The organism is Streptococcus loxodontisalivarius (assembly GCF_016908645.1).
GTDB lineage: Bacteria > Bacillota > Bacilli > Lactobacillales > Streptococcaceae > Streptococcus > Streptococcus loxodontisalivarius.
Map to the genome: position 1 here is coordinate 1 of NZ_JAFBEH010000032.1, position 26,370 is coordinate 26,370.

38 protein-coding genes are annotated in these 26,370 nt (G+C 40.6%); all 38 read left to right on the top strand.

Annotation, left to right across the window (positions count from 1 at the left end):
* The first annotated feature begins 221 nt into the window (after positions 1-221).
* The 38 genes from JOC28_RS07380 (at position 222) to rplQ (ending at position 26,091) form a co-directional block, all read left to right on the top strand.
* On the top strand, positions 222-1,124 hold the full coding sequence (locus tag JOC28_RS07380; protein ID WP_205010058.1) for a helix-turn-helix domain-containing protein: 903 nt from the start codon (positions 222-224) through the stop codon (positions 1,122-1,124).
* A 201-nt stretch (positions 1,125-1,325) separates the two neighbouring features.
* On the top strand, positions 1,326-1,547 hold the full coding sequence (locus JOC28_RS07385; RefSeq protein WP_205010059.1) for a hypothetical protein: 222 nt from the start codon (positions 1,326-1,328) through the stop codon (positions 1,545-1,547).
* Positions 1,548-1,599: 52 nt separating this feature from the next.
* Positions 1,600-2,601 carry a Holliday junction branch migration DNA helicase RuvB gene (gene ruvB / locus JOC28_RS07390; RefSeq protein WP_205010060.1) on the top strand — a complete coding sequence of 334 codons (1,002 nt, stop codon included), beginning with the start codon at positions 1,600-1,602 and terminating at the stop codon, positions 2,599-2,601.
* Positions 2,602-2,758: 157 nt separating this feature from the next.
* Positions 2,759-3,193: a low molecular weight protein-tyrosine-phosphatase gene (locus tag JOC28_RS07395; RefSeq protein WP_205010061.1), complete on the top strand. Its 435-nt coding sequence runs from the start codon at positions 2,759-2,761 to the stop codon at positions 3,191-3,193.
* 31 nt (positions 3,194-3,224) lie between these two features.
* Entirely contained in the window at positions 3,225-3,620 is a 396-nt protein-coding gene (locus tag JOC28_RS07400) for an MORN repeat-containing protein (protein WP_205010062.1), read from the top strand.
* Positions 3,617-5,401: an acyltransferase family protein gene (locus JOC28_RS07405; protein ID WP_205010063.1), complete on the top strand. Its 1,785-nt coding sequence runs from the start codon at positions 3,617-3,619 to the stop codon at positions 5,399-5,401. The genes JOC28_RS07400 and JOC28_RS07405 overlap by 4 nt, the downstream gene beginning before the upstream one ends.
* A 194-nt stretch (positions 5,402-5,595) precedes the next feature.
* Entirely contained in the window at positions 5,596-8,244 is a 2,649-nt protein-coding gene (gene adhE / locus JOC28_RS07410) for a bifunctional acetaldehyde-CoA/alcohol dehydrogenase (RefSeq protein WP_205010064.1), read from the top strand.
* Between the two features lie 406 nt (positions 8,245-8,650).
* Entirely contained in the window at positions 8,651-10,135 is a 1,485-nt protein-coding gene (thrC, locus tag JOC28_RS07415; protein ID WP_205010065.1) for a threonine synthase, read from the top strand.
* Between the two features lie 47 nt (positions 10,136-10,182).
* Positions 10,183-11,463, top strand: coding sequence for an MATE family efflux transporter (locus JOC28_RS07420; protein WP_205010066.1), 1,281 nt, complete (start codon positions 10,183-10,185; stop codon positions 11,461-11,463).
* Between the two features lie 206 nt (positions 11,464-11,669).
* Positions 11,670-11,978, top strand: a complete 309-nt coding sequence (gene rpsJ, locus JOC28_RS07425; RefSeq protein WP_002885653.1) for a 30S ribosomal protein S10 — start codon at positions 11,670-11,672, stop codon at positions 11,976-11,978.
* 113 nt (positions 11,979-12,091) lie between these two features.
* Positions 12,092-12,718, top strand: a complete 627-nt coding sequence (rplC, locus tag JOC28_RS07430; protein WP_205010067.1) for a 50S ribosomal protein L3 — start codon at positions 12,092-12,094, stop codon at positions 12,716-12,718.
* A 25-nt stretch (positions 12,719-12,743) separates the two neighbouring features.
* Positions 12,744-13,367 carry a 50S ribosomal protein L4 gene (rplD, locus tag JOC28_RS07435; RefSeq protein WP_205010068.1) on the top strand — a complete coding sequence of 208 codons (624 nt, stop codon included), beginning with the start codon at positions 12,744-12,746 and terminating at the stop codon, positions 13,365-13,367.
* Positions 13,367-13,663, top strand: coding sequence for a 50S ribosomal protein L23 (locus JOC28_RS07440; RefSeq protein ID WP_205010069.1), 297 nt, complete (start codon positions 13,367-13,369; stop codon positions 13,661-13,663). The genes rplD and JOC28_RS07440 overlap by 1 nt, the downstream gene beginning before the upstream one ends.
* Before the next feature lie 17 nt (positions 13,664-13,680).
* Positions 13,681-14,514, top strand: coding sequence for a 50S ribosomal protein L2 (gene rplB / locus JOC28_RS07445; RefSeq protein WP_205010070.1), 834 nt, complete (start codon positions 13,681-13,683; stop codon positions 14,512-14,514).
* Between the two features lie 94 nt (positions 14,515-14,608).
* Entirely contained in the window at positions 14,609-14,887 is a 279-nt protein-coding gene (gene rpsS / locus JOC28_RS07450; RefSeq protein WP_000533765.1) for a 30S ribosomal protein S19, read from the top strand.
* 15 nt (positions 14,888-14,902) lie between these two features.
* Positions 14,903-15,247: a 50S ribosomal protein L22 gene (gene rplV, locus JOC28_RS07455; protein ID WP_205010071.1), complete on the top strand. Its 345-nt coding sequence runs from the start codon at positions 14,903-14,905 to the stop codon at positions 15,245-15,247.
* 12 nt (positions 15,248-15,259) lie between these two features.
* Positions 15,260-15,913, top strand: a complete 654-nt coding sequence (rpsC, locus tag JOC28_RS07460) for a 30S ribosomal protein S3 (protein WP_205010072.1) — start codon at positions 15,260-15,262, stop codon at positions 15,911-15,913.
* A 3-nt stretch (positions 15,914-15,916) separates the two neighbouring features.
* Entirely contained in the window at positions 15,917-16,330 is a 414-nt protein-coding gene (gene rplP / locus JOC28_RS07465; RefSeq protein WP_205010073.1) for a 50S ribosomal protein L16, read from the top strand.
* Between the two features lie 9 nt (positions 16,331-16,339).
* The gene (rpmC, locus tag JOC28_RS07470) at positions 16,340-16,546 is read left to right on the top strand and encodes a 50S ribosomal protein L29 (protein ID WP_205010074.1); all 207 of its coding nucleotides are present in this window, start codon (positions 16,340-16,342) and stop codon (positions 16,544-16,546) included.
* 27 nt (positions 16,547-16,573) lie between these two features.
* Positions 16,574-16,834 (top strand): 30S ribosomal protein S17, encoded by a 261-nt coding sequence (gene rpsQ / locus JOC28_RS07475; protein ID WP_239548918.1) that lies wholly within the window; start codon positions 16,574-16,576, stop codon positions 16,832-16,834.
* A 24-nt stretch (positions 16,835-16,858) separates the two neighbouring features.
* On the top strand, positions 16,859-17,227 hold the full coding sequence (gene rplN / locus JOC28_RS07480; RefSeq protein WP_205010075.1) for a 50S ribosomal protein L14: 369 nt from the start codon (positions 16,859-16,861) through the stop codon (positions 17,225-17,227).
* A 77-nt stretch (positions 17,228-17,304) separates the two neighbouring features.
* Positions 17,305-17,610 (top strand): 50S ribosomal protein L24, encoded by a 306-nt coding sequence (gene rplX, locus JOC28_RS07485; RefSeq protein WP_205010076.1) that lies wholly within the window; start codon positions 17,305-17,307, stop codon positions 17,608-17,610.
* A gap of 25 nt (positions 17,611-17,635) precedes the next feature.
* Positions 17,636-18,178 (top strand): 50S ribosomal protein L5, encoded by a 543-nt coding sequence (rplE, locus tag JOC28_RS07490; protein WP_205010077.1) that lies wholly within the window; start codon positions 17,636-17,638, stop codon positions 18,176-18,178.
* 17 nt (positions 18,179-18,195) lie between these two features.
* On the top strand, positions 18,196-18,381 hold the full coding sequence (locus JOC28_RS07495) for a type Z 30S ribosomal protein S14 (RefSeq protein WP_001085697.1): 186 nt from the start codon (positions 18,196-18,198) through the stop codon (positions 18,379-18,381).
* Positions 18,382-18,570: 189 nt separating this feature from the next.
* Positions 18,571-18,969, top strand: a complete 399-nt coding sequence (rpsH, locus tag JOC28_RS07500) for a 30S ribosomal protein S8 (protein WP_205010078.1) — start codon at positions 18,571-18,573, stop codon at positions 18,967-18,969.
* A gap of 126 nt (positions 18,970-19,095) precedes the next feature.
* On the top strand, positions 19,096-19,632 hold the full coding sequence (gene rplF, locus JOC28_RS07505) for a 50S ribosomal protein L6 (protein ID WP_205010079.1): 537 nt from the start codon (positions 19,096-19,098) through the stop codon (positions 19,630-19,632).
* Positions 19,633-19,734: 102 nt separating this feature from the next.
* Complete coding sequence (gene rplR / locus JOC28_RS07510; protein ID WP_205010080.1) at positions 19,735-20,091, top strand: 50S ribosomal protein L18; 357 nt, start codon at positions 19,735-19,737, stop codon at positions 20,089-20,091.
* Positions 20,092-20,109: 18 nt separating this feature from the next.
* On the top strand, positions 20,110-20,604 hold the full coding sequence (gene rpsE / locus JOC28_RS07515) for a 30S ribosomal protein S5 (RefSeq protein WP_205010081.1): 495 nt from the start codon (positions 20,110-20,112) through the stop codon (positions 20,602-20,604).
* A 14-nt stretch (positions 20,605-20,618) separates the two neighbouring features.
* Positions 20,619-20,801, top strand: coding sequence for a 50S ribosomal protein L30 (gene rpmD, locus JOC28_RS07520; RefSeq protein WP_002885773.1), 183 nt, complete (start codon positions 20,619-20,621; stop codon positions 20,799-20,801).
* 126 nt (positions 20,802-20,927) lie between these two features.
* A complete protein-coding gene (gene rplO, locus JOC28_RS07525) occupies positions 20,928-21,368 on the top strand; it encodes a 50S ribosomal protein L15 (protein ID WP_205010082.1) in 441 nt (146 codons plus the stop codon).
* Positions 21,369-21,384: 16 nt separating this feature from the next.
* Positions 21,385-22,689: a preprotein translocase subunit SecY gene (gene secY, locus JOC28_RS07530; protein WP_205010083.1), complete on the top strand. Its 1,305-nt coding sequence runs from the start codon at positions 21,385-21,387 to the stop codon at positions 22,687-22,689.
* 96 nt (positions 22,690-22,785) lie between these two features.
* Entirely contained in the window at positions 22,786-23,427 is a 642-nt protein-coding gene (locus JOC28_RS07535) for an adenylate kinase (RefSeq protein ID WP_205010084.1), read from the top strand.
* 116 nt (positions 23,428-23,543) lie between these two features.
* The gene (gene infA / locus JOC28_RS07540) at positions 23,544-23,762 is read left to right on the top strand and encodes a translation initiation factor IF-1 (protein ID WP_001040189.1); all 219 of its coding nucleotides are present in this window, start codon (positions 23,544-23,546) and stop codon (positions 23,760-23,762) included.
* Between the two features lie 25 nt (positions 23,763-23,787).
* Positions 23,788-23,904 carry a 50S ribosomal protein L36 gene (gene rpmJ / locus JOC28_RS07545; RefSeq protein WP_002959355.1) on the top strand — a complete coding sequence of 39 codons (117 nt, stop codon included), beginning with the start codon at positions 23,788-23,790 and terminating at the stop codon, positions 23,902-23,904.
* Between the two features lie 19 nt (positions 23,905-23,923).
* Positions 23,924-24,289 (top strand): 30S ribosomal protein S13, encoded by a 366-nt coding sequence (rpsM, locus tag JOC28_RS07550; RefSeq protein WP_027972207.1) that lies wholly within the window; start codon positions 23,924-23,926, stop codon positions 24,287-24,289.
* 27 nt (positions 24,290-24,316) lie between these two features.
* Complete coding sequence (gene rpsK / locus JOC28_RS07555; protein WP_002887520.1) at positions 24,317-24,700, top strand: 30S ribosomal protein S11; 384 nt, start codon at positions 24,317-24,319, stop codon at positions 24,698-24,700.
* Between the two features lie 46 nt (positions 24,701-24,746).
* Complete coding sequence (locus tag JOC28_RS07560) at positions 24,747-25,685, top strand: DNA-directed RNA polymerase subunit alpha (protein WP_205010085.1); 939 nt, start codon at positions 24,747-24,749, stop codon at positions 25,683-25,685.
* 19 nt (positions 25,686-25,704) lie between these two features.
* Entirely contained in the window at positions 25,705-26,091 is a 387-nt protein-coding gene (rplQ, locus tag JOC28_RS07565) for a 50S ribosomal protein L17 (protein ID WP_205010086.1), read from the top strand.
* The last annotated feature ends 279 nt before the right edge of the window (positions 26,092-26,370 follow it).

A 26,370-nucleotide genomic window follows, 5' to 3' on the forward strand; every position in this document is an offset into this window, starting at 1 on the left:
TGAAAACTGGATAAACAATTATCCTAAGAAAATACTAGGCTATAAATCTCCTAAAGATGTTTTACTAAATGGCTAACTTGCACTTGAAATTTAGCGTCGATAAACCTATTTATGCATAAAAATCAAAAGTTATAAGTAGTTATAATTTTTAACAATATCTAGGGATAGAATTCCCCATGTTATAATGGTTGTAAGCGCATTCTATTTGTTGGGAGGTCACTATGCTTAAAGGATTTGGATTAAAAGTTAAACAATTAAGAAAAGAGAAAAAAATAACACAGGAAGATTTTTGCGGAGATCAGTCAGAGTTATCAGTCCGACAGCTATCGAGAATAGAGGCAGGAAAAAGTATTCCTAATCTGACTTCTGTGACCTATATCGCTGCACAATTGGGTGTTAGTATTGGCTTTTTGACAGGTGAGGAAAGCCTAGAACTTCCAAGAAGGTATAAAGAATTAAAATATCTTATTTTAAGAACTCCAACTTATAAAGATGAAGAACGTATTCAAATACGAGAGGAGCAGTTTGACGAGATCTATACAGTTTATTATGATAACCTACCAGAAAATGAGCAACTTGCAATTGACTGTCTTCAAGCCAAATTAGATGTTCATATTAGTCAGAATACTCATTTTAGCCAGGCCATTATTGACGATTATTTTGAGCAAGTAAAAAGAAAAGTAGTTTATGACGTCAATGATTTAATTCTAATCGATTTATATTTACTAAATATTTATCTCTCTAATGAAAATACTGAGCATGGGGAAAATGACTATAGAAATATGGTTTCTCGCCTTATTACACAGGTAGACTATCTTGATTTAGATGATTTATTTATATTAAATAATATTCTGATTGGTTCTTGTCAATATTTTATTAATAAGAGAGATGAAAAGCTATTTGAAGAAGTTATTAAAACTTGTCAGACTATAATGACGAAAGTACAAGATTTTCAGAAAGCACCCATTGTAAGTATGCTTGAATGGAAATTGGCACTCACGCTTCTACAAGATGATATTAGAGCAAAAGCATGTTTTGACAGAGCAATTTTATTTGCGAACACGATGGGTGATGATATTCTTGTTGATAATCTCTCAAAAGAATGGAAGAGTGATAATTCTTAAAATAGGACATTTTTGTCATGTTCCTTTTTTTATAAAACTTTTAAAATATAAAATGTAAACGTTTTAAAAAAGGAGAGAGAAACATGAAATTTTTTAATAAAAATAAATATATCATCTGTCGTCTTATTTTAGCTGGAACACTTATTGTTAAACTTTTGAGTTCTAATACTGATTGGTGGTATATGTAGAAAGGAGCACAATATGGCAAAAGTAGTTGTTAAAAATAGAACTTTTATTGGTCAATTAGTATGGGTTGGAGATGGAGAAGAGCCAATCTTTTTGAAATCAGGTGAGGTTAGAGCTTTTGATTTGAGAGAGGATTTCTTGGGTGATTTACCTGTAAGTGATCGTAGTCCTTACTATGAGTTTAAGTGGGAAGATCAGATGCGACTTTTGAATCATTTTGAGGTTTTTGTATTATGAATAAGAATGACATGCCTTAGTAATTCTAGGGCTTTTTTGCTATAATAGGGCTATGACTAGAATTTTAGACAACGATTTAATGGGTGATGAGGAGTATGTTGAACGTACGCTGCGCCCGCAATATTTTAAGGAATATATTGGACAGGATAAGGTCAAGGATCAGCTGAGGATTTTTATCGAAGCAGCTAAATTGCGTGATGAGGCACTGGACCATGTTCTCTTGTTCGGACCTCCAGGGCTAGGTAAGACGACAATGGCCTTTGTGATTGCTAATGAGTTAGGGGTTAATCTCAAGCAGACTTCTGGTCCTGCTATTGAAAAAGCTGGGGATCTGGTTGCTATCTTGAATGATTTGGAGCCGGGCGATGTTCTCTTTATCGATGAGATTCACCGCATGCCTATGGCTGTGGAAGAGGTCCTCTACTCTGCTATGGAAGATTTTTATATTGATATCATGATTGGGGCCGGTGAGACTAGTCGCAGTGTTCATTTGGACTTGCCTCCTTTTACCTTGATTGGGGCGACGACTCGTGCGGGTATGCTGTCTAATCCTTTGCGTGCTCGTTTTGGTATCAACGGTCACATGGAGTACTATGAGTTAGAGGATTTGACGGAGATTGTCGAGCGAACGGCTGAGATTTTCGAGGCTGAAATTACCCATGAGGCTGCCATCGAGCTGGCTCGTCGTTCACGTGGGACACCGCGTATCGCCAATCGTCTGCTTAAGCGCGTGCGCGACTACGCTCAGATTATGGGGGACGGTTTGATTGATGATAGCACAGCTGATAAAGCTCTTAGCATGCTAGATGTTGACCAGGAAGGTCTAGATTATGTTGACCAGAAGATTCTCAGAACAATGATCGAGATGTACTCAGGCGGCCCCGTTGGTTTGGGAACCTTGTCTGTCAATATCGCAGAAGAACGTGAAACCGTTGAGGACATGTATGAGCCTTATTTGATTCAAAAAGGTTTTCTTATGCGTACGAGAACAGGTCGTGTGGTGACGGCGAAAGCCTATGATCACTTAGGCTATGCCTACCCAGAAGAAAAATGATATAGTGAATGGACTAAAAGTCAGTAGGCAGTTCAAGCCTGCTTGATGACCGCTAGGTAGGCAATTAGCGACAAGGTGAAAGTCAATCTGTAAGCAGCTAGGTTGCTTCTATCGTTTTTTGAGGTCTGTTCTCAATTCACCACAATGAGAGGTTAGTATGAAAAAGGTATGTTTTGTTTGTTTAGGAAATATTTGTCGTAGTCCTATGGCTGAATTCGTCATGAAAGAAGTCGCCAAGGACAGTCCGATCTTGGTTGAGAGCAGGGCTACTTCCAATTGGGAACATGGGAACCCTATCCACAGAGGAACTCAGGCTATTTTTAAAAAGCACAGCATTTCCTATGAAAAATCAAAAAGCTCTCAACAGATAGATTTGTCAGACTTAGAGGAGTTTGACTATATCATCGGTATGGACGAGGAGAATGTGGCGGACCTCAAGCGTCTGTCAGCAGGGCGCTTTGATGAGAAGATTGCTCTCTTTGTGGAGGGTGGCGTGCCAGATCCTTGGTACACTGGTGATTTTGATGAGACTTACGCCTTGGTTAAACAGGGATGTCAGGACTGGCTGAAGAAAATTTTAGCAGAAGACTAGTCGATAATATGGATGAAAGATCAGGTAAATTATGAAAAAAAAGAGGAATAGGCAGGGCAAAATCAGTCGTGGGCAGTGGGAATTGCTGGCGGTTATCGTGATTTTTGTCTTTGGTCTAACAGTCTTTACCATTCCTTGGAGTAGTCAAGGGACTCTGACTTATGACTCAGGGAAAATCAGCTACCAAGGACAGGTGGTTAATAATCGGATGAATGGTCAGGGAACTTTGACCTTTAAAAACGGTGATGTTTATGAGGGCAACTTTGTCAATGGCGTTTTTGATGGTCAGGGTACCTTTACTGCTAAGGCAGGATGGTCCTATACGGGAGGTTTTAAGGACGGGCAGGCTGATGGTCAAGGGACTTTGACAACTGCATCTGGCAAAACCTATAAGGGGACATTTAAACAGGGGATTTATCAAAAATGAGAATTAAATGGTTTTCTTTGGTGAGGATTACCGGGCTTTTGCTGGTTCTGCTCTACCATTTCTTTAAGACAAGTTTTCCAGGTGGTTTCATTGGTGTTGATGTCTTCTTTACCTTCTCGGGGTATTTGATTACAGCACTGATGATCGACGAATACACAAGAAGTAAAGCCTTTGATTTTCTAGGCTATCTGAAACGTCGTTTCTATCGTATCGTGCCACCTCTGGTTTTGATGGTTCTGTTAACCATTCCTTTTACCTTCTTGGTGAGAAATGACTTTCGGGCAGGTATTGGAGGTCAGATGGCTGCAGCTCTGGGCTTTACAACCAATCTCTACGAGATTTTTACAGGTAGTAGCTACGAGTCACAATTTATTCCACACTTGTTTGTCCATACTTGGAGTTTGGCAATTGAGGTTCATTTCTATCTGATTTGGGGCTTGATTATTTGGCTTCTATCTAAACGAGATTATAGCAAGACTCAATTTAGAGGGCTTATCTTCTTGATTTCTGCTGTTTTCTTCGGAATTGGATTTGTCAGTATGTTTGCGAGAGCCTTCTTTACAAGTAATTTCTCGCTTCTCTACTTTTCAACCTTGAGCCATAGTTTTCCTTTCTACCTAGGGGCTATGTTTGCGACAACATCTGGTATCGTTGAGACGACGGCTCGTTTTAAAAAGAATGTCCGTCTTTGGTCTGCTAAAAGAGCTGTGCTTTACATGGCAGGAAGCTTTGCTTTGCTTCTACTTTTGACCTTTGTTTTAGATTTTAATCAGCTCTTGACCTATCTCTTTGGCTTTGCCTTATCAAGTCTTTTTGCCTCAACCATGATTTATGCGGCGCGTGTTCTGCATGAAAAGACAGAAAATGTGAGCGAGCCTAAGTGGATTAGTTTTCTAGCAGATACCAGCTACGGTGTCTATCTCTTCCACTGGCCCTTCTATGTGATCTTTTCACAGATCACAAATAATCTGATCGCCGTCTTTTTGACCTTGGTCTTCTCTTATCTATTTACCAGCCTTTCCTTTTATATCGTAGAGCCACTTTTGGTTGGTAAGAAGCCGTCTCTTTTAGGTTTGTCTATTGATTTTGACAGGTTCAAGAAACCTTTTGGGATCATTATGGGAATATTAGCTGCGCTAGCCCTGGTTACTGCAGCACTGGCCCCTAAAATGGGGAGCTTTGAAGAGAGTCTCTTGGTCAATTCATTGAATCAGGCAGATACCAATATCACCCAAACCAATAATGTAACCGCAGGAGATGCAACAGCACTTAGCAGTATCCTGATTATCGGAGATTCGGTAACTTTGAGATCTAGCACAGCCTTTGCCTCAGATATGAGTGAGGCGACATTGGATGCAGCAGTTAGTCGTAATTTCACAGAAGCCTATGATATTTTCAAAAATCATATCGATAATGGTACTCTACCAAGTACAGTGGTTATAGCGGTAGGGGTTAATTCGACAAGTAACTATGAGGAAGCAACCAAACAATTTGTAGATGCTCTTCCAGATGGACATCGCCTAGTGTTTGTCTCTCCTTATAATTCAAAAAATCTTGACGCGGTTAAAGCCGTTCGAGACTATGAAGCCGACTTGGCTAGTGAGTACAGCTATGTCACTCTAGCCGATTGGTACACAGCTGCCATCGACAATCCAGATATCTGGGCTGGGACAGATGGTGTTCACTATAGCGATGCAACAACGACAGGGGCAGAACTCTATGTGAAAACAGTTCAAGATGCGGTTACCGCAGCAGCTAAGAAAAATGCCAAAGGCAGTTAATAATATAAGCACAGAAAGAAATTTCTGTGTTTTTTTTGCTTTAAACAGGATAATTTGGGTTAAAATCAAAATTTTTGTGAAAAAAACAACAAAATTTACTTTGAAAGGGTTTACAGAATAAAAAAACTGCGCTATAATATGCTTGTAAAAAAGTTGTGAAATATTTAACAATGTATTTCTAAAAGGAGAATCATATGGCTGAAAAAACGGTTACACCAGAAGAAAAACTCGCTCAAGCTCAAGCACACGTAGATGAACTTGTTCAAAAAGGACTTGTTGCCTTAGAAGAGTTCCGAAAACTCAATCAGGAACAAGTGGACTATATCGTTGCCAAGGCTTCTGTCGCAGCTCTTGATGCACACGGAATTTTAGCAGAACACGCCGTGAGAGAAACAGGACGCGGTGTCTTCGAAGACAAGGCTACTAAAAACCTTTTTGCCTGCGAACACGTTGTCAATAACATGCGTGGTGTCAAAACAGTTGGAGTTATTGAAGATGACCCTATTACTGGTCTGACAAAAATTGCAGAGCCTGTCGGTGTTATCTGTGGGGTGACACCAACAACTAACCCAACATCAACAGCAATCTTCAAGTCATTGATTGCTCTTAAAACACGTAATCCAATCGTCTTTGGTTTCCACCCATCAGCTCAAGAGTCATCAGCTCACGCAGCGCAAATTGTTTACGATGCAGCTGTCAAAGCGGGAGCGCCAAAAGACTGTATCCAGTGGATTACAGAGCCATCTATTGCAGCAACAAATGCTCTGATGAATCACGATGGTATCTCAACGATCCTTGCTACTGGTGGTAATGCCATGGTGCGCGCAGCTTATTCTTGCGGAAAACCAGCCCTCGGTGTTGGTGCAGGTAACGTGCCAGCTTATGTTGAGAAAACTGCCGATATCCGCCAAGCAGCTCACGATATTGTCATGTCAAAATCATTTGACAATGGTATGGTCTGTGCATCTGAACAAGCAGTCATCATTGACAAAGAAATCTACAAAGACTTTGTTGAAGAGTTCAAATCATATAAAACTTACTTTGTTAATAAAAAAGAAAAAGCTCTTCTTGAAGAATTTTGCTTTGGTGTTAAAGCCAACAGTAAGAATTGTGCAGGAGCTAAACTCAATGCTGATATCGTAGGTAAACCAGCAAGTTGGATTGCAGAACAAGCAGGTTTTAAAGTGCCAGAAGGTACCAATATCTTGGCAGCTGAATGTGCTGAAGTTGGCGAAAATGAGCCACTCACTCGTGAAAAACTCTCACCGGTTATCGCTGTTTTGAAAGCAGAAGATACAGAAGACGGTCTTAAAAAAGCACGTCAAATGGTCGAATTTAACGGACTTGGTCACTCAGCAGCTATTCACACCAAAGATGAAGAACTTGCTAAACGTTTCGGTACTGAAATGAAAGCTATGCGTATCATCTGGAACTCACCATCTACCTTCGGAGGAATCGGTGATGTTTACAATGCCTTCATCCCATCATTGACACTTGGTTGTGGTTCTTATGGTCGAAACTCAGTTGGTGACAACGTTTCAGCTATCAACCTTCTCAATATCAAGAAAGTAGGGAAACGTAGAAATAATATGCAGTGGTTTAAAGTTCCTTCAAAAATTTACTTCGAACGTAACTCTATTCAATACCTCCAAACCTGTGAAGATATTGAACGTGTTATGATCGTTACCGACAAATCAATTGAAAAACTTGGATTTGTTCAACGTGTTATTGACCAGTTGAATCTCCGTGCCAACAAGGTGACTATCCAAGTCTTCTCAGATGTTGAACCAGATCCAGACATCACAACTGTTCGCCGTGGTACTGAAGTCATGCGTGCCTTTGAACCAGATACCATCATTGCCCTCGGTGGTGGTTCTCCAATGGATGCGGCTAAGGGTATGTGGATGTTCTACGAGCAACCAGAAGTGGACTTCAGCGATCTTGTCCAAAAATTCATGGATATCCGTAAACGTGCCTTCAAATTCCCAGCCCTTGGTAAAAAAGCCAAATACATCGGTATTCCAACCACATCAGGTACAGGTTCAGAAGTGACACCGTTTGCCGTTGTGTCTGATAAGGCTAATAATCGTAAATACCCACTTGCTGACTATGCCTTGACACCAACTATTGCCATTGTTGATCCAGCCTTGGTTGAATCAGTACCAGGCTTCATCGCTGCTGATACAGGTATGGATGTCTTGACTCACGCAACGGAAGCTTACACTTCTAACTTTGCCAACGACTATACAGATGGACTGGCACTTCAAGCCATTAAATTGGTCTTCCAATACCTTGAAAAATCAGTTAAGACAGCTGACCCAGAAGCTCGCGAAAAAATGCACAATGCTTCAACTATGGCTGGTATAGCCTTCGCTAATGCCTTCCTAGGAATGAGCCACTCAATGGCTCACAAGATTGGTGCGGTTCACCACACTGTTCACGGACGTACCAATGCCATCTTGCTTCCATACGTTATCCGTTACAACGGTACTCGCCCATCTAAAACAACAACATGGCCAAAATATAACTACTGGAAAGCAGACGAAAAATTCCAAGACATTGCTCGCATGCTAGGTTTGCCTGCTGCGACACCAGAAGAAGCTGTTGCCTCATACGCACAAGCTGTTTACGATCTTGGAGTAGCTTGCGGTATCGAAATGAACTTTAAAGCCCAAGGTATCGATGAAAAAGCATGGAAAGACAGCCTTCATGAAATTGCCCTCTTGGCTTACGAAGATCAATGTTCACCTGCCAACCCTCGTTTACCAATGGTTGCGGACATGGAAGAAATCATGGCTGACGCTTACTACGGTTACGCAGAACGTCCAGGACGACTTAAATAAACTCATCTATTTGGAAATACCTCTAGAAGCTGGGAGTTCCCAGCTTCTTTTTTTTGATAAAATCTTCAAAAAAATACTTTGAAAGGGTTTACAATATCTAACATCAATTGTATAATATAAGTAACATAAGATGTCAGAAAAAGGAGATGGAGATCATGGCAGAAAAGTTTTTCATGTTGTTAGCGGTTGTTTGGATTGCGATTGCTGGTATGGATTCACGTTGGAATGCTTAGTCGTTTTCTAAGTCAGAGCCGCCTTGGGGTGGCTCTTTTTTTGCCCAAGTTATATTATCGTCATTAACAAGGAAGAATAATCAAGAAAATCCCTAGCAAGAGCCCAAAACCTGTATAAATTTTCTGAAAATAATGCTATAATGGATAAAAGACTATCAAAAAGAGGACAAATCATGACATTAACTTATCAATCAACACGTGACGCCAATAACAAAGTGACTGCCAGCCAAGCTATTCTTCAAGGATTGGCAACAGACGGAGGTCTCTTTACACCAGTGACAACACCAGCTGTTGACTTGGATTTTGATGCTTTGAAAGATGCCAGCTATCAAGAAGTGGCAAAGCTTGTTTTGTCAGCCTTTCTAGATGACTTTACAGCAGAGGAGTTGGACTACTGTATCGACAATGCCTATGATGCTAAGTTTGATACACCAGCTATTGCACCACTTGTTAAGCTTGGTAACCAGTACAATCTTGAACTCTTCCACGGTTCAACAATTGCCTTCAAAGACATGGCCTTGTCAATCTTGCCATATCTTTTGACTACTTCTGCTAAAAAGCAGGGCGTTGACAACAAAATCGTCATCTTGACAGCGACTTCAGGTGACACAGGTAAGGCTGCTATGGCAGGCTTCGCCGATGTTCCAGGGACAGAGATCATCGTCTTCTATCCAAAAGATGGTGTTTCAAAAATCCAAGAACTTCAAATGACAACGCAAACAGGTGACAACACTCACGTTATTGCAATCGACGGAAACTTTGACGATGCTCAAACAGACGTTAAACGTATGTTCAACGATGCTGACTTGCGTGCTAAACTCTTGGCTAACAAGACACAATTCTCATCAGCTAACTCAATGAACGTCGGTCGTCTGGTACCTCAAGTGGTTTACTATGTTTACGCCTACGCTCAACTGGTTAAATCAGGTGAGATTCAAAATGGTGACAAGGTTAACTTTACAGTACCGACAGGTAACTTCGGTAATATCCTTGCTGCCTACTACGCAAAACAAATCGGTGTGCCAGTAGGTAAACTGATTTGTGCGTCAAATGAAAACAAGGTCTTGACAGACTTCTTTACAACAGGAACTTACGACAAGAAACGTGACTTCAAAGTGACAACTAGTCCATCTATGGATATCCTTGTGTCATCAAACTTGGAACGTCTTATTTTCCACCTTCTTGGAAATGATGCAGAGCAAACAAAAGCTTTGATGGAAGCTCTTGTTAATGAAGGTCAATACAGCTTGCCACAAGTTGATCAAGATATTCTTGACTTGTTTGAAGCAGGCTTCGCGACAGAAGAAGAAACAGCTCTTGAAATCAAGCGTGTTTATGATGAGTCTGACTACATCGAAGATCCACACACAGCAGTAGCTTCAGCTGTTTACCAAGCTTATGCTGATCGTACTGGAGACCAAACACCAACAGTTATTGCATCGACTGCCAGCCCATACAAATTCCCGCGTGTAGCAGTAGCAGCTGTTACAGGAAAAGACTCAGGTGATGACTTTGCAGCTGTTCAAGAGCTCAACCAACTCTCAGGTGTTGCTATTCCAGCAGCTGTTAACGGACTTGAAACAGCAGAAGTCCGCCACACAACAGTCGTTGCAACAAACGATATGCAAAAAGCCGTTGAGAGCTATTTGGGTGTTTAAATCTTAAAAAGCTGAGATAATTCTCGGCTTTTCTTTATAGGAAAACAATGACAAAAACAAAACAAATTCTAAATCTTGCCCTACCTGCTATGGTAGAGAATATATTGCAGATGTTGATGGGAGTTGTCGATTCCTATCTAGTTGCTCAGGTAGGTTTGGTTGCTGTGTCGGGTGTGTCAGTAGCCAATAATATTATCACGATTTACCAAGCTATTTTCATCGCACTTGGTGCCTCCTGTGCCAGCTTGATTGCCAAAAGTCTAGGACAAAAAGACAGTCAGAAAACCAACCGCTTTATTTGGGATTCCATTCTAATAACGGTCGGATTGAGCCTGCTTCTGGGTCTGATTTCCTTGTTAGCTGGTAAGAGTATCCTAAATCTGCTGGGTACAGAAGCGGCAGTTACAGAAGCAAGTAGCCTCTACCTGGCTCTGGTTGGTGGAGGAATTCTCTTTCTGGGTCTGATGACTACCTTCGGTAGTATTCTGCGAGCGCAAGGGAAACCTCGCCTATCTATGAATGTTAGTCTGATCGCTAACTTGCTCAATGCTCTTCTTTCAGCTTGTGCAGTCTACATCTTTCACTGGGGGATAGCAGGGGTAGCTGGAGCTACAGTATTATCTCGTCTGATTGGGACTCTTATTCTTTGGCAAGCCATGCAGTTGGATAGAAAGACGATTCAGATAACTAAACCATTTAACCGTGAGCTTTTTAATCTAGTCCTTCCAGCTGCTGGTGAACGCTTGATGATGCGAGCTGGTGATGTGGTTATCATTGCCATCGTAGTTAAGTTTGGGACGGAGGTTGTAGCAGGTAATGCTATCGGAGAAACGCTTACTCAGTTTAACTACATGCCCGGCATGGGAGTGGCGACAGCGACCGTTATCCTAGTTGCCCACAGTCTAGGTTCTCAGAAAAAAGAGGAGATTCGCTCCTTGGTGGCTGCTTCCTACTGGATTTCGACGGGGCTTATGATTCTGGTGGCGGGAGCAGTATTTCTCTTTGGCCCTCAGTTGACAGGTCTTTTTACGGACAATAGCAGAGCAGTGGATGCTAGTATGGTTGTTATCCTCTATTCCTTTATGGGAAATCCAGTAACCTCTGGAACACTCATCTACACCGCAACCTGGCAGGGACTGGGAGAGGCTAAGATGCCCTTTTACGCAACTACCTTTGGTATGTGGGTCATCCGTATCTTTGCAGGTTATTTCCTAGGAATTAGTTTAGGTCTGGGACTAGCAGGGGTCTGGATTGCGACTGTTTTGGATAACCTTTTTAGATTTATCTTCCTATATATAAGATATCAAAAATACATGAAAACGATTTAGGTCAAAAACTTGAATCGTTTTTGATTTTTTAAGTAAAAATCCTTGCAATGCCTCTCGTATTTTGTTATTATATTATGGTGCTGTATAAAACAGCTTTAGCTGTGATACAAGAGGTTGCGACACGCCTGGTTGCATTGCCACGCAACTCGTGTTGGTTTTCTTGAGGAGCTAGCCTATTATCTTAAATAGACGAAAAGGAGACAAAGATGGCAAACAAAAAAATCCGCATCCGTTTGAAAGCATACGAACACCGTACACTTGACACAGCGGCTGAAAAAATCGTAGAAACTGCAACTCGCACTGGTGCGACAGTTGCTGGACCAGTTCCACTTCCAACTGAACGCAGTCTTTACACAATCATTCGTGCGACTCACAAGTACAAAGATTCTCGTGAGCAATTCGAAATGCGTACACACAAACGTCTTATCGACATCATCAACCCAACACAAAAAACTGTTGATGCTTTGATGAAACTTGATTTGCCAAGTGGTGTTAACGTAGAAATCAAACTTTAATCTTTAAAGCTTGATTTAGAGCACAAAAAACGCTCGTTAAAAACTTTTTTGAGCATGAAAAACGCTCATTAAAAACTTTTTGAAATACAAATAAGTAAAGGAAATATTTTCTCATGACAAAAGGAATCTTAGGGAAAAAAGTGGGAATGACTCAAATCTTCACTGAATCAGGTGAATTTATCCCTGTTACTGTCATCGAAGCTACTCCAAACGTTGTGCTTCAAGTTAAAACTGTTGAAACAGACGGTTACGAAGCAGTTCAAGTTGGTTTTGACGACAAACGCGAAGTATTGAGCAACAAACCTGCCAAAGGCCATGTAGCTAAAGCTAACACAGCTCCTAAGCGCTTCATTCGTGAATTCAAAAACATTGAAGGCTTGGAAGTTGGATCAGAAATCACTGTTGACACTTTCGCAGCTGGCGATGTTGTTGATGTAACTGGTACTTCAAAAGGTAAAGGTTTCCAAGGTGTTATCAAACGCCATGGTCAATCACGTGGTCCTATGGCTCACGGTTCACGCTACCACCGTCGTCCAGGTTCAATGGGACCTGTTGCGCCTAACCGTGTTTTCAAAAACAAACACTTGGCAGGACGTATGGGTGGTAACCGTGTGACAATTCAAAACCTTGAAGTTGTCCAAGTTATCCCAGAGAAAAACGTTATCCTTATCAAAGGTAACGTACCAGGTGCTAAGAAATCTCTTATCACTATCAAATCAGCAGTTAAAGCTGCTAAATAATTAAGGAAAGGGGAAATCAGTTAAAATGGCAAACGTAAAACTATTTGACCAAACTGGTAAAGAAGTTAGCTCAGTTGAATTGAACGACGCTATCTTCGGTATCGAACCAAACGAATCAGTAGTATTTGATGTCGTAATCAGCCAACGTGCTAGCCTTCGCCAAGGTACTCACGCGGTTAAAAACCGTTCAGCAGTATCAGGTGGTGGACGTAAACCATGGCGTCAAAAAGGAACTGGACGTGCTCGTCAAGGTTCTATCCGCTCACCACAATGGCGTGGTGGTGGTGTTGTCTTCGGACCAACTCCACGTTCATACGGATACAAACTTCCACAAAAAGTTCGTCGCCTTGCTTTGAAATCAGTTTACTCAGCTAAAGTTGCTGAAGATAAATTTGTAGCTGTTGATGCTCTTTCATTTGCAGCTCCAAAAACTGCTGAATTCGCAAACGTTCTTTCAGCTCTTAGCATCGACTCAAAAGTACTTGTTATCGTTGAAGAAGGAAACAAATTCGCTGAACTTTCAGCTCGTAACCTTGCAAACGTTACTGTTGCAACTGCAGCAACTGCAAGTGTTCTTGACATCGTGAACGCAGATAAACTTCTTGTAACTAAAGAAGCAATCTCTACAATCGAGGAGGTTCTTGCATAATGAATTTGTATGACGTAATCAAAAAACCTGTTATCACTGAGAAATCAATGGTTGCTCTTGAAGCAGGCAAATACACATTTGAAGTTGATACACGTGCACACAAACTCTTGATCAAACAAGCTGTTGAAGCTGCTTTTGAAGGAGTAAAAGTTGCAAACGTAAACACTGTAACTGTAAAACCAAAACAAAAACGTGTTGGTCGTTACACAGGTTTCACTTCAAAAACTAAAAAAGCTATCATCACTCTTACAGCTGATTCAAAAGCAATCGAGTTGTTTGCGACTGAAGCTGAATAAGACAAAGGAGAATTAACGTGGGTATTAAAGTTTATAAACCAACGACAAATGGCCGTCGTAACATGACTTCTTTGGACTTCGCTGAAATCACTACAAGCACTCCTGAGAAATCATTGCTTGTTTCATTGAAAAGCAAAGCTGGTCGTAACAACAACGGTCGTATCACTGTTCGTCACCAAGGTGGCGGTCACAAACGTCACTACCGTTTGATCGATTTCAAACGTAACAAAGACGGTGTTGAAGCAGTTGTTAAAACTATCGAGTACGATCCAAACCGTACTGCTAACATCGCACTTGTACACTACACTGACGGTGTGAAAGCTTACATCATTGCACCTAAAGGTCTTGAAGTAGGTCAACGTATCGTTTCAGGTCCAGATGCGGATATTAAAGTTGGTAACGCACTTCCACTTGCAAATATCCCAGTTGGTACAGTTATCCACAACATCGAGCTTCAACCAGGTAAAGGTGCAGAACTTATCCGTGCCGCTGGTGCTTCAGCTCAAGTTTTGGGTCAAGAAGGTAAATACGTTCTTGTTCGTCTTCAATCAGGCGAAGTTCGTATGATTCTTGGAACTTGCCGTGCTACAATCGGTACAGTTGGTAACGAACAACAATCACTTGTTAACATTGGTAAAGCTGGACGTAGCCGTTGGATGGGTATCCGTCCTACAGTTCGCGGTTCTGTAATGAACCCTAACGATCACCCACACGGTGGTGGTGAAGGTAAAGCACCAGTTGGACGTAAAGCGCCATCTACTCCATGGGGTAAACCTGCGCTTGGTCTTAAAACTCGTAACAAGAAAGCTAAATCAGACAAACTTATCGTTCGTCGTCGTAACGAAAAATAAGCTAGTCGCTTAGTCTAATAACTATCCGCCAACTCGGTAGCGCATTAGGTGCGCAAGCCGCTGTGGTTTAATCATTAAAGGAGAATACTACAAAATGGGACGTAGTCTTAAAAAAGGACCTTTCGTCGATGAGCATTTGATGAAAAAAGTTGAAGCTCAAGCAAATGACGAAAAGAAAAAAGTAATTAAAACTTGGTCACGTCGTTCAACGATCTTCCCAAGTTTCATCGGATACACAATCGCAGTTTATGATGGACGTAAACACGTACCAGTTTACATCCAAGAAGACATGGTAGGTCACAAACTTGGTGAATTTGCACCAACACGTACTTACAAAGGTCACGCAGCTGACGATAAGAAAACACGTCGTTAATAGGAGGAGGACACAATGGCAGAAATTACTTCAGCTAAAGCAATGGCTCGTACAGTCCGCGTTTCACCTCGTAAAACACGTCTTGTACTTGATCTTATCCGCGGGAAAAACGTTGCTGACGCAATCGCAATCTTGAAATTCACTCCAAACAAAGCAGCTCGCGTTGTTGAGAAAACTCTTAACTCAGCTATCGCTAACGCAGAAAACAACTTTGGTTTGGAAAAAGCTAACTTGGTAGTATCAGAAACTTTCGCAAACGAAGGACCAACAATGAAACGTTTCCGTCCACGTGCGAAAGGTTCAGCTTCACCAATCAACAAACGCACAACACACGTAACAGTTGTTGTGTCAGAAAAATAAGGAGGTAAACTCGTGGGTCAAAAAGTACATCCAATTGGTATGCGTGTCGGGATCATCCGTGACTGGGATGCGAAATGGTATGCTGAAAAAGAATACGCAGATTACCTTCACGAAGATTTGGCAATCCGCAAATTCATTCAAAAAGAATTGGCAGACGCTTCAGTTTCACAAATCGAAATCGAACGTGCTGTAAACAAAGTAATCGTTTCACTTCACACTGCTAAACCAGGTATGGTTATCGGTAAAGGTGGATCAAACGTTGACGCTCTTCGCGCTCAACTTAACAAATTGACTGGAAAACAAGTTCACATCAACATCGTTGAAATCAAACAACCTGATTTGGACGCTCACCTTGTAGGTGAAAGCATTGCTCGTCAACTTGAGCAACGTGTTGCTTTCCGTCGTGCACAAAAACAAGCAATCCAACGTGCTATGCGTGCTGGAGCTAAAGGAATCAAAACTCAAGTATCAGGTCGTTTGAACGGTGCAGATATTGCCCGGGCAGAAGGATACTCAGAAGGTACAGTTCCACTTCACACACTTCGTGCAGATATCGACTACGCTTGGGAAGAAGCAGACACTACATACGGTAAACTTGGTGTTAAAGTATGGATCTACCGTGGTGAAGTTCTCCCAGCTCGTAAAAACACTAAAGGAGGCAAATAACAAATGTTAGTACCTAAACGTGTTAAACACCGTCGTGAGTTCCGCGGAAAAATGCGCGGTGAAGCAAAAGGTGGTAAACAAGTAGACTTCGGTGAATACGGTCTTCAAGCGACTACAAGTCACTGGATCACTAACCGCCAAATCGAAGCTGCCCGTATCGCAATGACTCGTTACATGAAACGTGGTGGTAAAGTTTGGATCAAAATCTTCCCACACAAATCATACACAGCTAAAGCTATCGGGGTTCGTATGGGTTCTGGTAAAGGGGCACCTGAAGGTTGGGTAGCACCAGTTAAACGTGGTAAAGTGATGTTTGAAGTTGCAGGTGTATCTGAAGAAGTTGCACGTGAAGCTTTCCGTCTTGCAGGCCACAAATTGCCAGTTAAAGTTAAATTCGTAAAACGCGACGCAGAATAAGGAGAAGACATGAAACTTGAAGAAATCAAAAAGTTTGTTGCTGAGCTTCGTGGCTTGTCTCAAGAAGAGCTTGCGAAAAAAGAAAACGAACTTAAGAAAGAACTTTTCGACCTTCGTTTCCAAGCTGCAGCAGGTCAACTTGATCAAACTGCTCGTTTGAACGAAGTTAAAAAACAAATTGCACGTGTTAAAACTGTGCAATCTGAAGCTAAATAATAGATTGGGAAAGGAGTATTCTAAATAATGGAACGTAATCAACGTAAAACTCTTGTTGGACGTGTAGTATCTGACAAGATGGATAAAACAATCACTGTTGTAGTTGAAACAAAACGTAACCACCCAGTCTATGGTAAACGTATCAACTATTCTAAAAAATACAAAGCACATGATGAAAACAACGTTGCTAAAACAGGCGATATCGTTCGTATCATGGAAACTCGTCCACTTTCAGCTACAAAACGCTTCCGTCTTGTAGAAGTTGTGGAAGAAGCTGTTATTATCTAATCAAACTAAAAGGAGAAAATTGAAATGATTCAACAAGAAACTCGCTTGAAAGTTGCTGATAATAGCGGTGCTCGTGAGATCTTGACTATCAAAGTTCTTGGTGGTTCAGGACGTAAATTCGCTAACATCGGTGACGTAATCGTTGCTTCAGTTAAACAAGCTACACCAGGTGGAGCTGTTAAAAAAGGTGACGTTGTGAAAGCTGTTATCGTTCGTACAAAAACTGGTGCTCGCCGTCCAGACGGTTCATATATCAAATTTGACGACAACGCTGCAGTAATCATCCGTGATGACAAAACTCCTCGCGGAACTCGTATCTTCGGCCCAGTTGCACGTGAATTGCGTGACGGTGGTTACATGAAGATCGTTTCACTTGCACCAGAAGTACTTTAATCAATACACAAACTAAGTCCCCTAGCATTTGCTAGGGTGCCCATAGGGCGTAAGAAATTAATAGGAGAAAAACTCACATGTTTGTAAAAAAAGGCGACAAAGTTCGCGTTATTGCTGGTAAGGACAAAGGCGTTGAAGCTGTAGTTCTTAAAGCTCTTCCAAAAGTAAACAAAGTTGTTGTTGAAGGTGTTGGTATCATCAAGAAACACCAACGTCCAAACGCAGAAAACCCTCAAGGTGCTATCGTGGAAAAAGAAGCACCAATCCACGCATCAAACGTTCAAGTTCTTGACAAGAACGGTGTTGCAGGACGTGTAGGTTACAAAGTTGTTGACGGCAAAAAAGTTCGTTACAACAAAAAATCAGGCGAAGTGCTTGATTAATCACGAAGGAAAGGAGAAAGTATAAATGGCTAACCGCTTAAAAGAAAAATACACTAACGAAGTAATTCCTGCTTTGACTGAAAAATTTAACTATTCTTCAGTTATGGCTGTGCCAAAAGTTGAGAAAATCGTTCTTAACATGGGTGTTGGTGATGCTGTAAATAACGCTAAAAACCTTGAGAAAGCTGCTGCTGAATTGGCAATCATCTCAGGTCAAAAACCATTGATTACTAAAGCTAAGAAATCAATCGCCGGCTTCCGTCTTCGTGAAGGTGTAGCGATCGGTGCTAAAGTTACCCTTCGTGGTGAACGTATGTATGAATTCTTGGACAAATTGGTGTCAGTTTCACTTCCACGTGTTCGTGACTTCCACGGTGTTCCAACTAAATCATTCGACGGACGTGGTAACTACACTCTTGGTGTTAAAGAACAACTTATCTTCCCAGAAATCAACTTTGATGATGTTGATAAAGTACGTGGTATGGATATCGTTATCGTAACTACTGCTAACACTGACGAAGAAGGTCGTGAATTGCTTAAAGGCCTTGGAATGCCTTTTGCAAAATAATCTAGGAGGTAAATAAATTGGCTAAAAAATCAATGATTGCTAAGAACAAACGCCCAGCGAAGTTCTCTACGCAAGCTTACACACGTTGCGAAAAATGTGGACGTCCACACTCAGTTTACCGCAAATTCAAACTTTGCCGTGTTTGCTTCCGTGAATTGGCTTACAAAGGTCAAATCCCAGGTGTTACTAAAGCATCTTGGTAATTTGACGCAAAGAGCATAGAAACTAAAGTTGAAATTAGAAACTTAACTTAGAGATATATGTGTCTAAGCAAGTTTCTCTTTTTGGCGGAAGCTTTGCTCTAGTTCAAATCAGTTTTAAAACTGAACCCCTTGAGGGGCATTAACTAGCAAGTGAAAACTTCAAACTACTAGTAAGAGGAGAAATTAACAATGGTTATGACTGACCCAATTGCAGACTTTTTGACACGTATTCGTAACGCTAACCAAGCTAAACACGAAGTACTTGAAGTACCTGCATCAAACATCAAAAAAGGGATTGCTGAAATCCTTAAACGCGAAGGTTTTGTAAAAAACATCGAAGTTATCGAAGATGACAAACAAGGTATCATCCGCGTATTCCTTAAATACGGACAAAACGGTGAACGTGTTATCACTAACTTGAAACGTGTTTCAAAACCAGGTCTTCGTGTTTACTCAAAACGTGAAGATATTCCTAAAGTTCTTAATGGACTTGGAATTGCAATCATTTCTACATCAGAAGGTCTTTTGACAGATAAAGAAGCTCGTCAAAAGAACGTTGGTGGAGAAGTTATCGCATACGTTTGGTAAGATTTCAAAAGAAATTTTATCTAAAACTTGCATTACTAGAGTATATGATGCCTTAGTGCTGTAAGTTACCCCGTGAAAACTAGTCACCTAGGTGGCTTGACAATCTAACAGGAGAAAATTAATACTATGTCACGTATTGGTAATAAAGTAATTACATTGCCTGCTGGTGTTGAAATCACTAACAACGACAATGTTGTTACTGTAAAAGGACCTAAAGGCGAACTCACTCGTGAGTTTAACAAAAACATTGAAATCAAAGTTGAAGGAACTGAAGTTACTCTTCACCGTCCAAACGACTCAAAAGAAATGAAAACTATCCACGGTACTACACGTGCTAACTTGAACAACATGGTAGTTGGTGTTTCTGAAGGTTTCAAAAAAGAACTTGAAATGCGCGGGGTTGGTTACCGTGCTCAACTTCAAGGAACTAAACTTGTTCTTTCAGTTGGTAAATCTCACCAAGATGAAGTGGAAGCTCCAGAAGGAATCACTTTCACAGTAGCAAACCCAACTTCAATCACTGTTGAAGGTATCAACAAAGAAGTTGTTGGACAAACTGCTGCTTACATCCGTAGCCTTCGTTCACCAGAACCATACAAAGGTAAAGGTATCCGCTACGTTGGTGAATTTGTACGCCGTAAAGAAGGTAAAACAGGTAAATAATAGATTGTTTCAACTACTGCAAATTTTTCTTGCAGAGTTGCGATCTTCTATCATTTTACAACTTGTCGTTTGACAAAAGATAACATTTAAGAGGTGAAAATTGTGATTTCGAAACCAGATAAAAACAAAATCCGCCAAAAACGCCACCGTCGCGTTCGCGGTAAACTCTCTGGAACTGCTGATCGCCCACGTTTGAACGTATTCCGTTCTAATACAGGCATCTACGCTCAAGTAATTGATGACGTAGCGGGTGTAACGCTCGCAAGCGCTTCAACTCTTGACAAAGAAGTTTCAACAGGAACTAAAACAGAACAAGCCGTTGTTGTCGGTAAACTTGTTGCTGAACGCGCAGTAGCTAAAGGTATTTCTGAAGTGGTGTTTGACCGCGGTGGATATCTCTATCACGGACGTGTTAAAGCTTTGGCTGACTCAGCTCGTGAAAACGGATTGAAATTCTAATAGGGAGGACACTTAATAATGGCATTTAAAGATAATGCAGTTGAACTTGAAGAGCGCGTAGTTGCTATTAACCGCGTTACAAAAGTTGTTAAAGGTGGACGTCGTCTTCGCTTTGCTGCTCTTGTAGTTGTTGGTGACCGTAATGGTCGCGTTGGTTTCGGTACTGGTAAAGCTCAAGAAGTACCAGAAGCTATTCGTAAAGCAGTTGACGATGCTAAGAAAAACTTGATCGAAGTTCCTATGGTTGGAACAACAATTCCTCACGAAGTTCGTTCAGAATTTGGTGGAGCTAAAGTATTGTTGAAACCAGCTGTTGAGGGGGCTGGAGTTGCCGCTGGTGGTGCTGTTCGTGCCGTCATCGAATTGGCAGGTGTTGCAGATGTTACATCTAAATCACTTGGTTCAAACACTCCAATCAACATCGTTCGTGCAACAGTTGAAGGTTTGAAACAACTTAAACGTGCAGAAGAAGTTGCTGCTCTTCGTGGCATCTCAGTTTCTGACTTGGCATAAGAAAGGGGATTATAATGGCTCAAATTAAAATTACTTTGACTAAGTCTCCAATCGGACGCAAACCAGAACAACGTAAAACAGTTGTTGCCCTTGGACTTGGTAAATTGAACTCTTCTGTTGTTAAAGAAGACAACGCAGCTATCCGTGGTATGGTTAACGCTGTATCTCACTTGGTAACTGTTGAAGACGTTAAATAATTAAAGTAAAGTCGCAGAAGATGTCTTTCTCTGCGACTTTATCTGAAATAGTATAGGCGAGTTTCTATGGGGAGTCCTTTCCCCTCATAGAGGCGCTAGCATTTTACAAAAAAGGAGAAAAAATAAATGAAACTTCATGAACTTAAACCTGCAGAAGGTTCTCGTAAAACTCGTAACCGTGTAGGTCGTGGTACATCATCAGGTAACGGTAAGACTTCAGGTCGTGGTCAAAAAGGTCAAAAAGCTCGTAGCGGTGGCGGTGTTCGCCTTGGTTTCGAGGGTGGACAAACTCCATTGTTCCGTCGTCTTCCAAAACGTGGATTCACTAACATCAACGCTAAAGAATACGCACTTGTTAACCTTGATCAATTGAACGTCTTTGAAGATGGTACAGAAGTAACACCAGTTGTTCTTAAAGAAGCTGGTATCGTTCGTGCTGAAAAATCAGGCGTTAAAATTCTTGGTAACGGCGAATTGACTAAAAAATTGACTGTTAAAGCAGCTAAATTCTCAAAATCTGCTGAAGCAGCAATCACTGCTAAAGGTGGTTCAATCGAAGTCATCTAATGAGGGGTAACCCAATATGTTCTTTAAAATTTTAAAAGATGCATTGAAAATCAAAAATGTTAGAAGTAAGATTCTATTCACACTTTTTATCATTTTTGTCTTCCGTCTTGGAACATTTATTACAGTTCCAGGGATTAATGCAAAAAGTCTAGAACAGTTAAGTGAACTTCCCTTTCTGAATTTGTTGAACCTTGTTTCTGGTAGTGCTATGTCTAACTTCTCTGTTTTTGCTCTTGGAGTTAGCCCATACATCACAGCATCGATTGTTGTTCAATTGTTGCAAATGGATATTCTTCCAAAATTTGTGGAATGGGGAAAACAGGGTGAAGTTGGACGCCGAAAACTAAATCAGGCAACTCGCTATATTTCACTCGTATTAGCATTTATTCAGTCAATTGGTATTACAGCAGGATTTAACTCACTATCGAGCCTATCTCTTGTTACTACACCAAATTGGCAAACATACTTAATGATCGGTGGTATTCTAACGACAGGTAGTATGATTGTTACATGGCTGGGCGAGCAGATTTCTGATAAAGGATTCGGGAATGGTGTTTCAATGATTATCTTCTCAGGTATCATTGCTTCAATCCCATCAACAATCAGTTCAATTTATGAAGATTACTTTGTTAATGTCCGTTCAGGAGAATTAACAACTTCATTTATCTATGTTGGTATTTTGGTATTAGCAACCTTGCTTATTATCTTCTTTACAACATATGTTCAACAGGCTGAATATAAAATCCCTATCCAATATACAAAATTGGCTCAAGGGGCTCCAACAAGTTCATATCTTCCCTTGAAGGTTAATCCAGCTGGTGTTATTCCCGTTATCTTTGCAAGTTCTATTACTGCAGCACCAAGCTCGATTATCACCTTCTTACAAAGTAACAATCAAAATATTTCATGGTTAAATACCTTGCAAGGTATCTTCACGTATACAACACCAACAGGAATGTTGATTTACGGATTGTTGATTGTACTCTTCTCATTCTTCTATACTTTTGTACAGGTTAACCCAGAAAAAACTGCGGAAAATCTTCAAAAGAACTCTTCTTACATTCCAAGTGTAAGACCTGGTAGAGAAACAGAACAGTATATGTCATCACTTCTTAAGAAATTAGCAACCGTTGGTTCAATCTTCCTTGCATGTATTGCTCTATTGCCAATTGTAGCACAGCAAGTATTCCATTTATCAAATGCAGTTGCCTTTGGAGGAACCAGTCTTTTGATCCTTATTTCAACAGGTATCGAAGGAATGAAACAATTGGAAGGTTACTTATTGAAGAAAAAATATGTTGGCTTTATGAATACAAAATAGAAAACAGGTTGACGCTGTCAACCTTCTATTTTGTTTTAAAATAAGTTCATTACTTCGGTGTGAGCTTATTTTAAAACAAAATAAGGAGATCGTAAGATGAATCTTTTAATTATGGGTCTACCAGGTGCCGGTAAAGGTACTCAGGCAGCAAAAATTGTTGAATCATTTGGCGTAGCTCACATTTCTACAGGGGATATGTTCCGTGCAGCAATGGCTAACCAAACTGAGATGGGTACTTTGGCTAAGAGCTTTATCGATAAAGGTGAACTCGTTCCTGACGAAGTAACCAATGGTATTGTTAAAGAGCGCCTTGCAGAAAGTGATATCGCTGAAAAAGGCTTCCTCTTGGATGGTTATCCACGTACAATCGAGCAAGCCTTCGCACTTGATCAAACACTTGCAGACTTGAACATCAAACTTGATGGTGTTATCAATATTGAAGTAAATCCAGATAGCTTGCTTGAACGCTTGAGTGGACGTATTATCCATCGTGAGACTGGAGAAACTTTCCACAAAGTATTCAACCCACCAGTAGGCGACTACAATGAGGATGATTACTATCAACGTGAAGATGATAAACCTGAGACAGTAAAACGTCGTTTGGATGTCAATATTGCTCAAGGTGAACCAATCATCAAACACTATCGTGAAAAAGGCTTGGTATTCGATATCGAAGGAAATCAAGACATCAACGATGTATTTGAAGATGTTAAGAAAGTGATTTCATCACTTAAATAATTAAATTTTCATACTTGCACACTAGACTGAGTCATGATATAATGATTTAGTCTGACTTATAATTGTTACCCCTGTATCCAGGGGAAATCAAATCGAAATTTAGGGGGTACTTTTGCGTGGCAAAAGAAGACGTGATTGAAATTGAAGGTAAAGTTGTTGAGACTATGCCTAATGCAATGTTTACTGTAGAATTGGAAAATGGACACCAAATCCTTGCAACCGTATCAGGAAAAATCCGTAAAAACTACATCCGTATTTTGGTAGGTGATCGTGTTACTGTTGAAATGAGTCCATACGATTTAACACGTGGACGCATCACATACCGCTTTAAATAATCGAAATAATTGGAGGGATTAAAACATGAAGGTAAGACCATCGGTTAAACCAATTTGCGAATACTGTAAAGTAATTCGTCGTAACGGTCGTGTTATGGTTATTTGTCCATCAAATCCAAAACACAAACAACGTCAAGGATAAGAAATAGAAAGGAGAAAAAATGGCTCGTATTGCTGGAGTTGACATTCCAAATGATAAACGTGTAGTAATTTCACTTACTTATGTATACGGTATCGGTCTTGCAACATCTAAAAAAATCTTGGCAGCAGCTGGTATCTCAGAAGATATCCGTGTTAAAGATTTGACATCAGATCAAGAAGACGCAATCCGTCGTGAAGTTGATTCAATCAAAGTTGAAGGTGACCTTCGTCGTGAAGTGAACTTGAACATTAAACGTTTGATGGAAATCGGTTCATACCGTGGTATCCGTCACCGTCGTGGACTTCCTGTCCGTGGACAAAACACTAAAAACAATGCTCGCACTCGTAAAGGTAAAGCTGTTGCGATTGCAGGTAAGAAAAAATAATCTAAAATAAAATAGGAGGTAAAGAAATTGGCTAAACCAACACGTAAACGTCGTGTGAAAAAGAATATCGAATCTGGTATTGCTCACATTCACGCTACATTCAATAACACTATTGTTATGATTACAGATGTGCATGGTAACGCTGTAGCATGGTCATCAGCTGGTGCTCTTGGTTTCAAAGGTTCACGTAAATCTACACCATTCGCCGCTCAAATGGCTTCAGAAGCTGCTGCTAAATCTGCACAAGAACATGGTCTTAAAACTGTTGAAGTAACAGTTAAAGGTCCTGGTTCAGGTCGTGAGTCTGCTATCCGTGCTCTTGCTGCTGCTGGTCTTGAAGTAACTGCAATCCGTGATGTAACTCCTGTACCACATAATGGTGCTCGTCCTCCAAAACGTCGTCGTGTGTAATCATAATATCACTAATACACAAGATTCGTTTCGAGGGAGTAAATAAATGATTGAGTTTGAAAAACCAATAATAACAAAAATTGATGAAAATAAAGATTATGGCAAGTTTGTCATCGAACCACTAGAACGTGGTTACGGTACAACCTTGGGTAATTCACTTCGTCGTGTACTTTTGTCATCACTTCCTGGTGCTGCTGTAACATCAATCAAAATTGATGGAGTATTACACGAATTTGATACTATTCCTGGTGTCCGTGAAGATGTCATGCAAATTATCCTTAATATTAAGGGACTTGCTGTAAAATCTTACGTCGAAGACGAAAAAATCATTGAACTTGATGTTGAAGGTCCTGCTGAAGTAACAGCTGGAGATATTTTGACTGATAGTGATATCGAAATTGTTAACCCTGATCATTATCTCTTTACAATCTCAGAAGGTGCTTCACTTAAAGCAACTATGACTGTTGCTAAAAACCGTGGTTATGTACCAGCTGATGAAAACAAAAAAGATGATGCACCAGTAGGGACATTGGCCGTAGATTCAATCTATACGCCAGTCAAAAAGGTTAATTACCAAGTTGAGCCTGCTCGTGTAGGTAGCAATGATGGTTTTGATAAATTGACCGTAGAAATTATGACAAATGGTACAATCATTCCTGAGGATGCTCTTGGCTTGTCTGCTCGTGTTCTTATCGAACACTTGAACCTCTTCACAGATCTTACTGAAGTTGCTAAAACAACTGAAGTGATGAAAGAAACTGAGAAAGTTAATGATGATAAAGTACTTGATCGCACAATCGAGGAACTTGATTTGTCTGTTCGTTCATATAACTGCTTGAAACGTGCTGGTATCAATACAGTACACGACCTTGCAGAAAAAACTGAGCCTGAAATGATGAAAGTTCGTAACCTTGGACGTAAGAGTCTTGAGGAAGTTAAACTCAAACTTGCTGATCTTGGGCTTGGTTTAAAAAACGATAAATAAAATAATATAGGAGGATAACATGGCTTACCGTAAACTTGGACGCACTAGCTCACAACGTAAAGCGATGCTTCGTGATTTGACAACAGATCTTCTTATCAACGAATCAATCGTTACAACTGAAGCACGTGCTAAAGAAATCCGTAAAACAGTTGAAAAAATGATTACACTTGGTAAACGTGGTGATTTGCACGCTCGTCGTCAAGCAGCTGCATTTGTACGTAACGAAATCGCTTCTGAAAACTATGATGAAGCTACTGATAAGTACACATCAACTACAGTACTTCAAAAACTTTTTGGAGAAATTGCACCTCGTTATGCAGAACGTAACGGAGGATACACTCGTATTCTTAAAACTGAACCACGTCGTGGTGACGCTGCACCGATGGCAATCATCGAACTAGTTTAATTTTTATCAATTTTGTTGAGTGTTATGATGATGGAGGGAAACCTCTTAGTCTAGCTCTGGTCTACCGCTGGGGAATTCTCCTCAGCGGGAACACTCATCATAATGAATAGAGAACAAGCGACGCTTGTTTACGAAAGGGATTTATAGGTTAACTATAGATCTATTTCGTAAGCAGGCGTTTTTTAGGCTCTTTGTCAACTGTAGTGGGTTGACTAAATAATTAAGCACGAGAGAGAATCAAATTGGTTCTCTCTTTTGTTGCGTTCAAAGCGAGAAGAA

Excerpts from the sequence above, each read along its gene's own strand:
- JOC28_RS07380 (WP_205010058.1), top strand. The coding sequence starts at position 222 with ATGCTTAAAGGATTTGGATTAAAAGTTAAACAATTAAGAAAAGAGAAA.
- JOC28_RS07385 (WP_205010059.1), top strand. The coding sequence starts at position 1,326 with ATGGCAAAAGTAGTTGTTAAAAATAGAACTTTTATTGGTCAATTAGTA.
- ruvB (WP_205010060.1), top strand. The coding sequence starts at position 1,600 with ATGACTAGAATTTTAGACAACGATTTAATGGGTGATGAGGAGTATGTT.
- JOC28_RS07395 (WP_205010061.1), top strand. The coding sequence starts at position 2,759 with ATGAAAAAGGTATGTTTTGTTTGTTTAGGAAATATTTGTCGTAGTCCT.
- JOC28_RS07400 (WP_205010062.1), top strand. The coding sequence starts at position 3,225 with ATGAAAAAAAAGAGGAATAGGCAGGGCAAAATCAGTCGTGGGCAGTGG.
- JOC28_RS07405 (WP_205010063.1), top strand. The coding sequence starts at position 3,617 with ATGAGAATTAAATGGTTTTCTTTGGTGAGGATTACCGGGCTTTTGCTG.
- adhE (WP_205010064.1), top strand. The coding sequence starts at position 5,596 with ATGGCTGAAAAAACGGTTACACCAGAAGAAAAACTCGCTCAAGCTCAA.
- thrC (WP_205010065.1), top strand. The coding sequence starts at position 8,651 with ATGACATTAACTTATCAATCAACACGTGACGCCAATAACAAAGTGACT.
- JOC28_RS07420 (WP_205010066.1), top strand. The coding sequence starts at position 10,183 with ATGACAAAAACAAAACAAATTCTAAATCTTGCCCTACCTGCTATGGTA.
- rpsJ (WP_002885653.1), top strand. The coding sequence starts at position 11,670 with ATGGCAAACAAAAAAATCCGCATCCGTTTGAAAGCATACGAACACCGT.
- rplC (WP_205010067.1), top strand. The coding sequence starts at position 12,092 with ATGACAAAAGGAATCTTAGGGAAAAAAGTGGGAATGACTCAAATCTTC.
- rplD (WP_205010068.1), top strand. The coding sequence starts at position 12,744 with ATGGCAAACGTAAAACTATTTGACCAAACTGGTAAAGAAGTTAGCTCA.
- JOC28_RS07440 (WP_205010069.1), top strand. The coding sequence starts at position 13,367 with ATGAATTTGTATGACGTAATCAAAAAACCTGTTATCACTGAGAAATCA.
- rpsS (WP_000533765.1), top strand. The coding sequence starts at position 14,609 with ATGGGACGTAGTCTTAAAAAAGGACCTTTCGTCGATGAGCATTTGATG.
- rplV (WP_205010071.1), top strand. The coding sequence starts at position 14,903 with ATGGCAGAAATTACTTCAGCTAAAGCAATGGCTCGTACAGTCCGCGTT.
- rplP (WP_205010073.1), top strand. The coding sequence starts at position 15,917 with ATGTTAGTACCTAAACGTGTTAAACACCGTCGTGAGTTCCGCGGAAAA.
- rpmC (WP_205010074.1), top strand. The coding sequence starts at position 16,340 with ATGAAACTTGAAGAAATCAAAAAGTTTGTTGCTGAGCTTCGTGGCTTG.
- rpsQ (WP_239548918.1), top strand. The coding sequence starts at position 16,574 with ATGGAACGTAATCAACGTAAAACTCTTGTTGGACGTGTAGTATCTGAC.
- rplN (WP_205010075.1), top strand. The coding sequence starts at position 16,859 with ATGATTCAACAAGAAACTCGCTTGAAAGTTGCTGATAATAGCGGTGCT.
- rplX (WP_205010076.1), top strand. The coding sequence starts at position 17,305 with ATGTTTGTAAAAAAAGGCGACAAAGTTCGCGTTATTGCTGGTAAGGAC.
- rplE (WP_205010077.1), top strand. The coding sequence starts at position 17,636 with ATGGCTAACCGCTTAAAAGAAAAATACACTAACGAAGTAATTCCTGCT.
- rpsH (WP_205010078.1), top strand. The coding sequence starts at position 18,571 with ATGGTTATGACTGACCCAATTGCAGACTTTTTGACACGTATTCGTAAC.
- rplF (WP_205010079.1), top strand. The coding sequence starts at position 19,096 with ATGTCACGTATTGGTAATAAAGTAATTACATTGCCTGCTGGTGTTGAA.
- rpsE (WP_205010081.1), top strand. The coding sequence starts at position 20,110 with ATGGCATTTAAAGATAATGCAGTTGAACTTGAAGAGCGCGTAGTTGCT.
- rpmD (WP_002885773.1), top strand. The coding sequence starts at position 20,619 with ATGGCTCAAATTAAAATTACTTTGACTAAGTCTCCAATCGGACGCAAA.
- rplO (WP_205010082.1), top strand. The coding sequence starts at position 20,928 with ATGAAACTTCATGAACTTAAACCTGCAGAAGGTTCTCGTAAAACTCGT.
- secY (WP_205010083.1), top strand. The coding sequence starts at position 21,385 with ATGTTCTTTAAAATTTTAAAAGATGCATTGAAAATCAAAAATGTTAGA.
- JOC28_RS07535 (WP_205010084.1), top strand. The coding sequence starts at position 22,786 with ATGAATCTTTTAATTATGGGTCTACCAGGTGCCGGTAAAGGTACTCAG.
- rpmJ (WP_002959355.1), top strand. The coding sequence starts at position 23,788 with ATGAAGGTAAGACCATCGGTTAAACCAATTTGCGAATACTGTAAAGTA.
- rpsM (WP_027972207.1), top strand. The coding sequence starts at position 23,924 with ATGGCTCGTATTGCTGGAGTTGACATTCCAAATGATAAACGTGTAGTA.
- JOC28_RS07560 (WP_205010085.1), top strand. The coding sequence starts at position 24,747 with ATGATTGAGTTTGAAAAACCAATAATAACAAAAATTGATGAAAATAAA.
- rplQ (WP_205010086.1), top strand. The coding sequence starts at position 25,705 with ATGGCTTACCGTAAACTTGGACGCACTAGCTCACAACGTAAAGCGATG.